This window comes from Rhodococcus sp. DN22, from assembly GCF_036669995.1.
In the GTDB taxonomy this organism is placed as follows: domain Bacteria; phylum Actinomycetota; class Actinomycetes; order Mycobacteriales; family Mycobacteriaceae; genus Rhodococcus_F; species Rhodococcus_F erythropolis.
The window spans coordinates 4,919,510-4,932,722 of sequence record NZ_CP133326.1 but is presented as its reverse complement, the minus strand read 5'-3'; the positions used below and the strand labels follow the sequence as shown (position 1 = coordinate 4,932,722).

Genomic DNA, 13,213 nt, shown 5'->3' with positions numbered 1-13,213 from the left:
GAATCAGGCTCCTAGAGTGAGTCACGTCGGTGTTCACCGCTTGGGCGGAACGAGCTGATCCGCGTATCGAGGAGTGTGAGAGCAAATGCCTGAAGTATTGCTGACCAACAAGACTCGGCGTCTGCGAGTGCTGCTCGCCGTACTGACGATCGGGGTGGTGTGCGCGATGACAGGGTGTTCGAGTGATGACAACAGCGCTCCAGGAGACGAACCGACGACTACATCGGTGGTTGCGGCGTCTACGACCCCACCGCCGCTGACCGCAGCGACCACTTCGGAGACAGTCGAAAGCTCCAACTCGGTGGGCGGCGGTACGGACGCATCCACCCCCGGAGTCCCGGCGGGCGGAGCAGCGCCGGCCTGGACCCCGGTCTCGACCAGCGCGGTTGCCCCTGCGGCCCCTGGTCCGGCTACCGAGTCGACCAAGTGCACCGATCAGATCAATTATGTGGGTGACCCTCGTTCGAATGCGGAGATCAACAGCATCGGAGAGCAGATGGGTTCATGCCCGGCGCCGCTCCCGCCCGATGCCGTCGAGCCCTCCGAGAAGTGCACCGACCAGATCAACTACGGCGCTGACCCTCGTTCCAACGCCGAGATCAACATCATCGGGGAACAAACCGGGATCTGCCCCGAGCCGATACGCCCCTAGCGAGTTCAAAACCTGAGCAGTAGTCGGGAATTCGACCAAGAGCCGAAGCAGGGGGAGATCGGAATGACAAGCAGGGCAGGTGGACGTTCGATCGACAGTGTTGCCGACGATGCGTCCCGAGGGGATCGGGACGCGATTGCAGAACTCCTTCAACGCATCGTGCCTCTGGTGACGCGGCGCTGTCGTGCCGAGCTGCGACCGCTCGACGCTGATCGTATTGCCGTCGGTATCTGCCGATCCGTCCTGTCCGACATTCGGCGACGTAGACGTGCCGGAGAAGCGTTCCTCGCGCATCTGTACGACGCGATCAGTCGCGAAATCGATTCGCTACCCGCCTCCAGTCGACTCACTCTGCCCTTCGGTGATCTGTCGGCCGCAGAACGCAACGTCTTGGTAGCTCGCATCGTTGTCGGCTTCGACGTGCGCGAGACGGCGCTGTCACTGAGAACGACAACGAGCGCCGTCGAACTCGCCCAACACCGCGCGCTGGCCAAGATCAGACGCGGCAGCCTGAGCGGCGCCTGAATCAACGCTCGAAAGTTAACAGCTGCAACCCTTCGCAACTCCCGGCAACCTCACGCAACTCTTTCCCTTCGCCCGTGACCTACACGACACTGCATGGCGACGAGTGATCGAGAACGAGGAGTGTGACTGTGGTTCAACGGACGGCGCAGAAGCCGACAACCCCAGGATCGAAAAAGACCGGGGCCAAGCCTCATTCAGGGCTGGACCGGGATGCATTGCTGAAGGCGTACGAGAAGATGTCGCGCATCCGCGCGTTCGAGGATCGATTGCACGAAGAGAATGCAACCGGTGACATCCCCGGCTTCATTCACCTCTACTCGGGCCAGGAAGCCATCGCGGTGGGAGTGTGCGAGAACCTGAGCGACGCCGACTACATCGGATCCACTCACCGCGGTCACGGGCACTGCATCGCCAAGGGCTGCGATCTGAACGGCATGATGGCCGAGATCTTCGGCAAGGACGACGGCTTGTGCCGCGGTAAGGGTGGGTCGATGCACATCGCCGACCTGTCCGTGGGAATGCTGGGTGCCAATGCGATTGTCGGCGGAGCCCCGTCGTTGGCGATCGGCGCTGCACTGAGTGGCAAGACACTTCGAAACGGCGTCATCGCAGCGTCGTTCACGGGAGACGGTGGATCCAACCAGGGAACCGTCTTCGAGGCGATGAACATGGCTGTGGTGCTGGACCTTCCGATCGTCTTCGTGATCGAGAACAACGGATTCGGTGAGGCCACCGGAACCGACTACGCAGTTGGTGCACCCGACATCGCCGCGCGCGCCGCATCCTTCGGCATGCCTGCCGTCAAGGTGGACGGCACCGACTTCTTCGCGGTCTACGACGCGATGGCGGAAGCATCCGAGCGCGCCAGGATCGGCGGCGGCCCCACCACGATCGAGGCGGCGGCATTCCGTTGGCACGGTCACTTCGAGGGTGACGCGCAGCTGTACCGCACGGCGGAACAGGTTGCGCAACTACGGGAAACCAAGGATCCGCTCAAGAATTTCCGTAGCAGCGTGGATGTGAAGAAGGTCAGCACCGCTGATCTGGACGCGGTGGACGAGCAGTCGCGAGTGCTGGTGGACGAGGCGGTAGCGAAGGCGCGTGCCGCGGCGTATCCACCCGTCGAGAATCTGCTGACCGATGTCTACGTGTCGTACTGAGGAGCCCGAGATGACAAGCGTGGAAGCCGAGAACGTGTCGAAGAAGACCTACCGCGAGGCCGTCAAAGAGGCCATCGCCCAAGAAATGCAACGCGACCCGAGCGTCGTTCTCATCGGTGAGGACGTACGGGGTGGGCATGCCGGTACCAATCCCGATCTGGAGACGAAGAAGATCGAGGCATTTGGCGGTGTCCTGGGTGTCACCAAGGGATTGTGGACGGAGTTCGGATCGGAGCGTGTAATCGATACCCCGATCACCGAATCCGCGATCATCGGAATGGCTGCCGGAGCCGCACTGACCGGACTGAGGCCGGTCGCCGAGCTGATGTTCATGGACTTCTTCGGAGTCTCCTACGACGCGCTCTACAACCAGGCTGCCAAGTTCCGCTACATGTTCGGTGGCAAGGCCAGAACCCCGCTGGTGGTGCGAGGCATGATCGGCGCAGGGTTCTCCGCCGCTGCACAGCACTCTCAGTCTCCGTACAACGTGTTCGCGGCGGTGCCTGGTCTGAAGGTAGTCGCGCCGTCCAATGCCTACGACGCCAAAGGCCTTCTCATCCAAGCCATCCGGGACGACGATCCCGTCGTCTTCTGTGAGCACAAGGTTCTCTACGACCTCAAGGACGAAGTGCCGGACGAGCCGTACGCGATTCCGTTCGGCGTCGCCAACTACACCAGGCAGGGCGACGACGTCACGATCATCGCGTTGTCCGCAATGGTGAACCGCGCCAACGACGTAGCAGACAAGCTGGCCGCCGAGGGTATTTCGGTCGAGGTTGTCGATCCTCGTACCGTCTCTCCCTTGGACGAGGACGGCATCCTCGAATCCGTCGCATCGACTGGAAGGGTCGTGATCGTCGACGAATCCGCCGCCCGCTGCGGTTTCGGGCACGACGTAGCCGCGCTGATCGCCACCAAGGGATTCAACTACCTGAAAGCGCCGATCGAACTGATCACGCCGCCGCACACGCCGGTTCCGTTCTCCCCAACCCTCGAAACTGCCTGGCTGCCTGACGCGGCGCGCATCGAAGAGTCGGTTCGCAAGCTGGTGAGAGCCTGATCATGGCTGACATCAAAGCTATCGACATCCCCAAATGGGGGCTCTCCATGGAGGAGGGGTTGGTCAACGCGTGGCTCATCGAGGAAGGTGACTCGTTCACCAAGGGCCAGTTGATCTGTGAGATCGAGACCAGCAAGATCACCAACGAGCTCGAGGCGCCGTTCGACGGTGTTCTCCGCAAGATCGTCGGCACGCCTGGGCAGACTCTGCCCGTCGGCGCCGTGATCGGTGTATCCGCCGATGCGTCCGCGACGGATGCGGAGATCGAGCAGTTCCTCGCCGCCCGCGGCGCAACCGCGCCGGCGGAAGAGCCGGCACCGTCACCAGCTGCTGCGCCGGCGGCTCCCGTGACACCTGCGGCTACACCGGCTGCGAAGGTGGTTGTTGCACCGAAACCTGCAACAACCGGTTCCACCGTCGTACCGAGCGTTCTGCAAGGCACGACGCAGGACGATGTGTTTGCGAGTCCTCGCGCACTCCGACGTGCGGAATCGCTCGGAATCGATCTCGCCGCCGTAGTGGGTACCGGTCCCCTCGGGCGGATCAGTGTCCGCGACATCGACGACGCGATTCGTGACGCCGGTGGCACTGTTGCGCCGGTAGTGCCGGCCGCGAGATCCGGCCTCCCGCTGCGATCGACCGCCGACGACAGTGCCGTGCCTGCCACCCCGGTCGCACGCAGAACTGCCCGATCACTGGGGGTCAACCTGCATGACTGTCGTCCGACGGGTTCGCGGGGGCGCGTCTGCGTCGCCGACGTGCACGACGCCGCTCGTTCCGCGCAGCTCCTGCCCGAGGCGGCGGCTGAGACCGAATCTGTTGCGGCCGAACCCGAGTACGACACAATTCCTTTCACCCCCATGCGATCGGCAATCGCCGGTAGGTTGCAGGCGTCCAAGCAGCAGGCACCCCATTTCCGGCTCACCGCAGACCTCGAGCTCGATGCGCTTCTCGCTCTGCGCAAGGAGATCAATTCGACCGTCCCGGCGGTCAAGCTGTCGGTCAACGACTTCATCGTGAAGGCTTGCGCCGCTGCACTGATGAAGGTGCCGGACGTGAACGTCCAGTTCGATGCCGCGAACGAATCGGTTCTTCGATTCGCGTCGGCGGATGTCTCGGTGGCAGTTGCACTTCCGACCGGGCTGATCACGCCCATCGTGCGTAGCGCGAATACCAAGTCGTTGGCGGACATCTCGGGTGAGGTGCTCTCGTTGGCCACCAAGGCGAAGACCGGCAAACTTCGTCCCGAAGAATTCCAGGGCGGAACCTTCACGGTGTCCAACCTCGGCATGTTCGGGATCAAGGCATTCGACGCGATCATCAATCCGCCCCAGGGAGCGATCCTTGCCGTAGGTGCGGGGGAGAAGCGCGCGGTGGTGGTCGGTGACAGTGTTTCTGCCCGGACCGTGATGACCGTGACCCTCTCGTGCGATCACCGGGTTATCGACGGAGCCCTGGGTGCGACCTTCCTTCGGGAGCTCCAGCGCTTTGTCGCTTCTCCCGCGCTGATGTTGGTGTAAGGGGCTGTGGTGGAAAACAATACGTCGCATAAGTATGACGTTCTTGTCATCGGTGGCGGCCCCGGTGGTTACGTGGCGGCGATCCGGGCTGCCCAGTTGGGGTTGAACGTCGCGCTGGTAGAACGTGATCGCCTCGGAGGTATCTGCCTCAACTGGGGTTGTATCCCCACCAAGGCGATGCTGCACGGCGCGGACGTCGCGCATACCTTGAGTGAACTCGACACATACGGATTCAGTTCGGCGTCTGTCCAGTTCGACATCTCGAAGTTGGTATCGTTCAGCCGAGGGGTTTCGGAGAGGTTGTCCGGCGGTGTTGCCTATCTGATGAAGAAGAACGGCGTCGACGTCATCTCAGGCGCCGCGAAGTTGGTGGACAAAGGCGTCGTATCCGTGGGAGGACAGACGTATCGAGCCGACCACGTGATCATTGCAACCGGTGCCCGGCCGCGTTCGATTCCCGGCGTTGCCCCCGACGGTGATCGGGTGTGGACCTACTTCGACGCGCTCGTCCCGAAGGAACTGCCGAAGTCGCTGCTCGTGATCGGGTCCGGCGCGATCGGAGTCGAATTCGCCAGCCTGTACCGCGATCTCGGAACCGAGGTGACCATCGTCGAGATGGCACCACACATCATGCCGGTCGAGGACGAAGAGATCTCGGCCTTCGTTCGCAAGCAGTTCGAGAAGCGTGGCATCACGATTCACACCGGAGCCTCGGTGTCGGCGGTGACCGTCGGCGACGACGCCGTCCAGGTGAATGTGCAGACGAGCGACGGTGTCGAGTCGTTGACCGTGGACCGGGTGTTGGTGGCGGCCGGAATCACCGGCAACGTCGAGGATCTGGGGTTGGAGGCTCTGGGCGTCGAGATCGAGCGCGGTGCGATCGTCACCGACCAGTGGTGCCGTACCAGCGCTTTCGGGATCTATGCGATCGGTGACGTCGCGGGCGCTCCATGTCTGGCGCACAAGGCAAGTCACGAAGCTGTCCTGTGCGTCGAAAAGTTGGCAGGCGTGCCCGACGTTCATCCGCTCGATCGCGACTACGTTCCGGGATGCACGTATGCCCGCCCACAGGTGGCGAGCCTGGGTCTGACGGAGAAGCAGTGCGCCGGTACTGGTCGCGCGCTGCGGGTCGGACACTTCGACCTGCAGGCGAACGGCAAGGCACTGGCGATCGGCGAGGCCGAAGGCTTCGTCAAGACGATCTTGGACGCCGATACCGGGGAACTTCTCGGCGCGCACATGGTCGGTCCGGATGTGACCGAGCAGATTCAGGGTTTCGGTATCGCTCGATCCCTCGAAGCCACCGGCGAGGATCTCGCCGAGGTCGTGTTTGCTCATCCGACGCTCTCGGAGGCAATGCACGAGTCTGTGCTCTCGGCGCTGGGGAGACCCCTCAACGCGTGAGCACCGTTCGCGTGCGTGAACGCCGTCCTTTCGTTCACGCACGCGAACAACTCTGCAACCGGGTGCAACGCTCGCTTTCGATGACCCCGTCACATAGGACTGGAGTGTGATCGGCGAAACGAATCGACTCGAACCGGCCCTGGCCAGTGGTGAAGACCCGGCGCAGTACGCACGTGTTCTCGAATCCGTGTATGAAGCAACGATGTCGGGACGCAAGCCGCCTGCGCGTCCGCGCTCCGTCATCGCGAATTCGTGGTCGCGTTTGCGTGCGCTCGGACTCGATCCGGACCGGTGCTCGATCACCGAGACGGGCCGCGAATCCGAGATCGAAGAAGGCAGACGCGCAGCCGGCATGGCGGAGATCTTCGACGAGGCGGTGCACGGTCTGGCACCACTCGTCGGCCCGGACGACGCGAATCTGATCGTGGTGGCGGACCGCTACGGACGCATCCTCTGGCGACACGGGTCCAGTCGAATGCTGGATCGGGCCGAACGGCTCGGGATGATCGAGGGTGCGTCGTGGACCGAGGAAGCTGTCGGTACCAACGGGATCGGTACTTCCTTGGCATCAGGTTCGGCAGTGCAGGTGTTCTCGGCCGAGCACTACTCGCGCTCGCAGCATCCGTGGACCTGCTCCGGGGCGACGGTTCGAGATCCGCGTAGTCGCCGGGCGATCGCCGTCGTGAACGTCGCCGGCGCAGCAGACACGGTCCACCCGTCGACTCTCGCTCTGGTGGACAGTGTGGCCAGGCTGGCGGAATCCGCACTGCGGGAGAAGCATCGAATCGGATTGGATCAGCTCCGGATGATCTCGGCATCGACGCTGGCTCGTGCGAGTCAGCCGACAGTGGTCGTGGACCGCAGTGGCTGGGTCGCGGCGGTGGACTCGATGGCGCCGATCTACAGAATCGCACTGCCGAAAGTGATGAGCAGCGGCGAGCATTGGCTCCCGTCGCTCGGACTATGTATGTGCGAGCCGCTTCCGGGTGGTTGGCTCGTCCGCCCTCAGATGGATCCGGCGTCCGGAACGGTTTGTGCAGAAGTCGAATTGGATGTGCAAGATCCGAATGCGATGGAATTGCGGTACTCCTCGGCAATGGGGAGCTGGAGTATCGACCTCAGCCCGCGCCATTCGCAGATCCTCGTGGCTCTGGCACAGGCGCCCGAGGGCCTCACGGCCTCGCAGCTCGCCTCACAGTTGTTCGGCGATCCACGCAAGACGGTGACCGTCCGGGCCGAGATGTCGAGGTTGCGTAAGCGATTGGCCGGAATCCTGTTGGCTCAGCCCTATCGCTTCGACCCGGCGGTGCGGGTAAAAACCGCCCCTGCTGTGCGCCTTTATTAACCGCGGGGGGTTAATAAAGGCGCACAGCAGAGCGGCGCGAACGCCGCACCTGCGCGTACTCGTAGCCGTTCTGCCAGGTCACGGTGGCCACCAGCACCCAGATGATCCACGTGGCGCTCATGTGCGTGCCGACGATGCCCATGACGATGGGGACGGCGGTGCACGGGAGCGCCCAGCCGAGCAGCCACCGTCGGTCCGATCGCGCGAACAGCCCTGCCACCAGGCTGATTCCGAAATAGACTGCGATGCTTCCGCACAACAACCACCGCAGGTTCGCGGGCGTGTGCTCCGCGCCGTGTTCGGTTGCCGCTCCGAGCCCCGCGACCAGAACCGCGATAGCGCCGGTGGTGAAACAGTGCAGCGCCATGTCGATGCGAGCGGGAAACTTCTCGGGCTGCAGGTGCGGAACACCGGCGTGGCCGTAGAGAAGCGAGAGTGCCCACATGCCCGAGAGCAGGACAAACGATCCGACTGCGAGGCTGACCACCGTCGAGTCCCAGGTGAGCTTCGAGGCCGCAGAAATCACGAGGATCACACCCTCGCCCAGCACGATGATGACGTACAGGCCCAAGCGCTCGGCAAGGTGAGCCCGATCGGAGTGCAGGGCTTCGAGTTCGGGCATCCGGTCGTCCTTGAACCCCCGAACCTTGATGATGCGGTCGAGCTTTTCCTGCGCGTCTTCCATGATCGCACTGCCGGAGACGACGAACATGATCAGCAGGTCGATGGTCACACCGGCGGTCCAGAGCCAGAACCGAGTTTCGCCCTCGAACCAGAACGAGACGATCCACGGGATCACACCGAGAGACATCTGGGCGATCGGCCAGTCCACGACTATCTGGCCGTTGTGCCACACCCGACTCGCCAGCAGACGTACGGCCACGTAGGCGACAGCGAAGGCCAGCGCATGGTTGTCGTGGATGCCGGCCACGGCCGCCATCATGACGGCCAGTCCGAACATGGCGATCAGCATGCTCGGAATTCGGACCCGGTCGCCGGCAACGTTGCCGTACATCGTGAACGTCGCCCACGCGGTCCAGAACGCGAGATAGAGCAACGCGTAGAGCGCGACATCCGACCACGACGGCGAACCGTGGAGCAGGTGAGCCAGCTGACCGATACCGGCAACCACGACGAGGTCGAAGAACAATTCGATCCATGACGCGTGTCGCTCGAGCACCGCCTTCTGCTTCGAGTCTGGTTCATTTCCGAGTTCCGACATACAGCTCAGTATCGGCTATCGGCATCAACAGTGCTGGTAGGCGGCGAAGTTGTCCGTTTTTTCGAAGTAGTGTTTATGCTGTCCGCGCTCACGCGCGCGCCGTCAGGGAGGGGCATGCGAAGGCGCAAGTCGACGCCGTCGACCACATGACAAAGAAGTACGCACAAGAGTTGGCAGACAAGGGCTGACATCGTGAATGTCCCACAGGGCAACCGGGCGTTGTGTTTTCGAGAAGCCATGGCGCACGTGTGCTCACCGAGACTGCCGGACGCTCCCATCTGGATCGTGTGCACCGTGGACGGTGGTGATCACAAGATCGTGACAGGATCGGTGGACGAGGTCGAGCACCGCGAGTCGAATCCACTGACCTACCACCGGCGTGTATTCGGTACGCACGCACCGACGTCAGTGCTCTAGGAAGGAAGGCATGTATGTACTGGTGGACGACGGCCGCGTCAGCATCCACGATGTGGACAACCTGAAGGCCTTTCACGTCGAGGTGAGTGCCCACATCTCCGAAGCCGAACTGGACGAACTCTTGCGCCTTCAGGATTACGGATACGTCAGCGGTGGTAGTGCATTCGTCTCGGTAGCCCGCGTTCGCGAGAGCACCACGGACGTCGAAGGTGTTGCCGCGATGGTCGACTACGCCCAGAGCAAAGGCTGGGTGGACGAGGACGGCGAAGCACTGCAGGCTCACGTCGTTCGCCAAAAGTAGCGGAACGGCTCAGACCATGTCGTTCTTCTGCAGCCACCGCAGTGTCGGCCAACCGCAGAACACCGGGAGCCAGCAGGTCAGCACTCGGTAGAGCAGGACCGACGGGACCGCGATACTTGCCGGCAGTCCGAATGCGGACAGACCACCGATGAGGGCGGCCTCGACGGCTCCGACGCCACCCGGTGTCGGAGCCGCCGAGGCGAGCGTCCCACCGATCATCGTCACGATGGTGACGGTGATGAACGTCGTTCCGCCGCCGAATGCTTCGACGCTCGCCCACAGAGCCAGGGCGGCACCGAGAGTTGTTGCGGCGCTGCCGCCCACGATGATGAGGAAGCGGGTCGGGTTTCGCGCGAGTTGGCTCAGTTCACCCAACACCTCGGTGATCTGAGGACGCAGATCGTCGCGCAGCCACCCACGGAGTTTCGGAATGAACATAAATGCACCGAGAACTCCGAGTGCTACGCCGCCCGCCAGGTACAGAACAGTGGATCCCGGGATGAAGTGCGAGAGGTTCGTATCACGTCCGGCGACGATCGAGAAGAAGATCAGCAAGCCGACGTGGGTGACCACCTGAACCGTCTGTTGCAGCGCGACTGCGGCCGTTGCGCGGACGGTACCGAGCCCGCCCTTCTGCAGGAACCGCACGCTCAGCGCTAGCCCGCCGACTCCGGCCGGAGTTGTCGTCGCCGCAAAGGTGTTGGCCACCTGCATGATCAAGAGGTTGCGGTAACTGACCATCGACGACGCACAGGCCCACAGGGCCGCTGCCGCGCCGACGTACGTCAGTGCGGAGACGCCGAGGCCGAGCAGTGCCCACCACCAGTTGGCCGTCTTCAGTTCGGTGATGAACGCGGGGACCTGGCTGATGAAGGGGTAGGCGACGTAGACCAGACCGATGAGCAGAACGAGCTGGATCAGCTGGTTGCGACTGAATCGGGTGACCTGTGCGGGAGCGACCTTTTCGATCCCGTTCTTGGCACCGACCTCGTCTCGGATCTCGGTCATCAGTTTCGCGGAATCCGTGACCGTTCGCCGAATTCGGTTGGGCAATGCAGCGGTGGTCAATCGGCCGGAGGCGGCGAGAATCGTGTCTGCGCCTTGCGCTCGAATCGCGGCGTCCACCGCTGCATCGACCCCGAACAATGATGCGGTGGCGAAGAGAAGTTGTGCGTTGTCGGACTGCATCTGAACTTCGGTGGCGCCGAATTCGGAGTACGCGTACCCGCCGAAGAGGATGGTTCCGCCTTCGACACGAATCTCGGAAGCGCGCAGGTCGCCGTGCGCCATCTGGTGCACGTGAGCGGTATGCAGTGTTTGCCACAGCGCGTCGATCAGTTTGGTGGATTCTTCCTCGCCCGCCTGGTTCTCGACGGCGACGGCAAGGGGGATGCCACGAGGACTCGGGCGCGCGTACATCTCCCACCCGCGATCGAGTACCGAGATTGCGACGGCCTTGGAACTGGCCAGACCGATGTCGGCGAACGCGATACCCATGAGCGCTCGGTGTTCGACGGCGCGACGAAGTGATCCGTAGGGCGGCGGAGTTTCACGGTTCCGGAACGAGATCCAACGGAACGTCTGTCGAATTGCTCCGCTGCTTCGCTGGTTCTGTCCGTACAACTCGACGACGAGTTCGTCGAAAGGTTCGTCGTCCGGTGCTTGGTCGATGGCTGCGGACATGACAAGAGGCCCGATTCCCGAGGGACTCACGACGCGGAACGCGGTGACGCGGTAACCGCGCCGCGCGAGTACGCGTACTGCCGAGTCCAACGGCACTTCGAGGGCAGGGGTGCCGACGGCGAGAACGATCACCGCGCCGATCAGGTAACCGACGGCGAGACCCAGCATCGATCGTGCGGGAACGATCGAGCTGACGATCAGATGGATGGGAGCGAAGAGCAGAAGCAGCGTCCACCAGGCTCGTCGCCACTTCTTCGGAAGCCACGGGCCCGAGACGGTGAGCACCGCCGCGAGCATCGCGATCCATCGCGGATCGTCGAGGAATTGCGACAGGAAGGTGGCGTCGAGTCGGTCCGGCACGTCGAGGTGCCATTTCGGTGCCGCCAGGCCTGTTCCGGTGAAGGACAGCGCGACACCGGCGCACAGGCCGGCGGCGGCGTATCCGGCCAGCAACTTCCACCGGCGCCCGACGATCAGGCCGATCAGGATGGCGAACGGTAGCGCCAGAATTGCGATGCCGTAGAGCAGGTACACAGTGTCTGACAGGCTCGGCGACAGAACACCGACGATGTTGGACACCGACGTTTCGAGCGCGTCCCACTGACTTCGAGTGATCAGAGATCCCGCGATCACGCCGCCGAGCAGCACAGCAGCGATCGCAACCCGCATGATGTCGCTCGTACGGCGGTGCAGTGGTGGCAGGAGGCTTCCCGTTACCGGGATCTCCCGTCCGTCTACTCGCATCTCGCCAGAACTCTCTTCTCTCGGGGTTACCGACCGTCTCAGTTACCTCGATCAAGGTACCGCGTGTGGGTTCGGCGACTGGGAAGCCGGACCTGTCGTTACCTCCTCGATGCCAAGCAACATTCTCTTCGGACCCGCGGGAGCGGGCTTCGGCGCGTAAAATTCACTTTCCGGACGTTCGTTCATTTCGACGACAGGGAGTGCGTATTCATGAGCCCCGACGCCAGCGGTGTGGACGGTCGGGTTCCTGACCTGCCGACCCCGTCGACCAGAATTTCCGTCACCGAGGATTACGCGGCCGAGATCGACGAGCTGTCGAGTCTCAAGCACAAGCTCGGCGTGCTGGAGCCTTCGGAGTTCGCGGATGCCTGGAAGCAGGGTTACCCCTACGAGAAGAAGATGTCGCGCCGCGAGTACGAGCGGAAGAAGCGGCGTCTGCAGATCGAGCTGCTCAAGCTGCAGTTGTGGGTCAAGGAAACCGGTCAGAAGGTGCTCATCATCTTCGAAGGTCGCGATGCTGCCGGTAAGGGCGGGTCGATCAAGAGATTCACCGAGCATCTCAATCCCCGTGGAGCCCGCGTGGTCGCGCTCGAGAAGCCCACCGACATCGAGCGGACGCAGTGGTATTTCCAACGCTATGTCGCACACCTACCCAGCGGCGGCGAGATAGTGATGATGGACCGGTCCTGGTACAACCGCGCCGGCGTCGAACGAGTGATGGGTTACTGCACGCCGACGCAGTATCTCGAGTTCATGAGAGAGACCCCGGACTTCGAGCGGATGCTCGTCAACTCCGGGATTCATCTGCACAAGCTGTGGTTCTCGGTCAGCCGCGAAGAGCAGTTGGCGCGGTTCGCGGCCCGCCGAACGGACCCGGTGCGTCAGTGGAAGCTCTCACCGACCGATCTGGCTTCGCTCGACAAGTGGGACGACTACACCCAGGCCAAGGAAGCCATGTTCTTCTACACCGATACCGGGGATGCGCCCTGGACGGTGATCAAGAGCAACGACAAGAAGCGCGCTCGCCTCGAGGCGATGCGTCACGTGCTCGCCAGCTTCGACTATCCCAACAAGGATCACCGGGCTGTCGGTACTCCGGATCCCTTGATCGTCGGGCCGGCGTCGGCCGTATTCGAAGAGGGCGAGCACGTGAACGTGGAGTTGCCTCAGCTCTAGCGCA

At 62.9% G+C, this 13,213-nt stretch carries 12 protein-coding genes; 10 read left to right on the top strand and 2 right to left on the bottom strand.

All coding sequences use genetic code 11. From position 1 onward, the window contains the following. Window positions 1–85: 85 nt before the first annotated feature. The 7 genes from RA302_RS22470 (at window position 86) to RA302_RS22440 (ending at window position 7,666) form a co-directional block, all read left to right on the top strand. Complete coding sequence (locus RA302_RS22470; RefSeq protein WP_030535373.1) at window positions 86–652, top strand: hypothetical protein; 567 nt, start codon at window positions 86–88, stop codon at window positions 650–652. 63 nt (window positions 653–715) lie between these two features. After that, window positions 716–1,177 (top strand): hypothetical protein, encoded by a 462-nt coding sequence (locus tag RA302_RS22465; protein ID WP_003940038.1) that lies wholly within the window; start codon window positions 716–718, stop codon window positions 1,175–1,177. 236 nt (window positions 1,178–1,413) lie between these two features. After that, window positions 1,414–2,337, top strand: coding sequence for a thiamine pyrophosphate-dependent dehydrogenase E1 component subunit alpha (locus tag RA302_RS22460; RefSeq protein ID WP_042451488.1), 924 nt, complete (start codon window positions 1,414–1,416; stop codon window positions 2,335–2,337). Window positions 2,338–2,347: 10 nt separating this feature from the next. After that, complete coding sequence (locus RA302_RS22455; protein ID WP_007733466.1) at window positions 2,348–3,397, top strand: alpha-ketoacid dehydrogenase subunit beta; 1,050 nt, start codon at window positions 2,348–2,350, stop codon at window positions 3,395–3,397. Between the two features lie 2 nt (window positions 3,398–3,399). Then, window positions 3,400–4,917 (top strand): 2-oxo acid dehydrogenase subunit E2, encoded by a 1,518-nt coding sequence (locus RA302_RS22450; protein ID WP_030535375.1) that lies wholly within the window; start codon window positions 3,400–3,402, stop codon window positions 4,915–4,917. A 6-nt stretch (window positions 4,918–4,923) separates the two neighbouring features. Further along, window positions 4,924–6,321 carry a dihydrolipoyl dehydrogenase gene (gene lpdA, locus RA302_RS22445; protein ID WP_030535376.1) on the top strand — a complete coding sequence of 466 codons (1,398 nt, stop codon included), beginning with the start codon at window positions 4,924–4,926 and terminating at the stop codon, window positions 6,319–6,321. Between the two features lie 106 nt (window positions 6,322–6,427). Then, on the top strand, window positions 6,428–7,666 hold the full coding sequence (locus RA302_RS22440; RefSeq protein ID WP_030535377.1) for a helix-turn-helix domain-containing protein: 1,239 nt from the start codon (window positions 6,428–6,430) through the stop codon (window positions 7,664–7,666). A 10-nt stretch (window positions 7,667–7,676) separates the two neighbouring features. Here RA302_RS22440 and RA302_RS22435 read toward each other — a convergent pair whose 3' ends face one another. Beyond that, on the bottom strand, window positions 7,677–8,888 hold the full coding sequence (locus RA302_RS22435) for a low temperature requirement protein A (RefSeq protein WP_030535378.1): 1,212 nt from the start codon (window positions 8,886–8,888) through the stop codon (window positions 7,677–7,679). A gap of 192 nt (window positions 8,889–9,080) precedes the next feature. Here RA302_RS22435 and RA302_RS22430 point away from each other — a divergent pair, with 192 nt between their 5' ends. Together RA302_RS22430 and RA302_RS22425 are read left to right on the top strand one after the other, a co-directional pair. After that, on the top strand, window positions 9,081–9,305 hold the full coding sequence (locus RA302_RS22430; protein ID WP_230587458.1) for a flavin reductase: 225 nt from the start codon (window positions 9,081–9,083) through the stop codon (window positions 9,303–9,305). Between the two features lie 10 nt (window positions 9,306–9,315). Then, window positions 9,316–9,606, top strand: coding sequence for a hypothetical protein (locus RA302_RS22425; RefSeq protein ID WP_030535380.1), 291 nt, complete (start codon window positions 9,316–9,318; stop codon window positions 9,604–9,606). A gap of 9 nt (window positions 9,607–9,615) precedes the next feature. Here the strand turns inward: RA302_RS22425 and RA302_RS22420 are convergent, their stop codons facing one another. Then, window positions 9,616–12,033: a lysylphosphatidylglycerol synthase transmembrane domain-containing protein gene (locus tag RA302_RS22420; RefSeq protein ID WP_007733454.1), complete on the bottom strand. Its 2,418-nt coding sequence runs from the start codon at window positions 12,031–12,033 to the stop codon at window positions 9,616–9,618. Window positions 12,034–12,243: 210 nt separating this feature from the next. On the opposite strand from RA302_RS22420, the gene ppk2 reads away from it, so the two are divergent. After that, window positions 12,244–13,209 (top strand): polyphosphate kinase 2, encoded by a 966-nt coding sequence (gene ppk2 / locus RA302_RS22415; RefSeq protein WP_003940295.1) that lies wholly within the window; start codon window positions 12,244–12,246, stop codon window positions 13,207–13,209. Window positions 13,210–13,213: the final 4 nt, after the last annotated feature.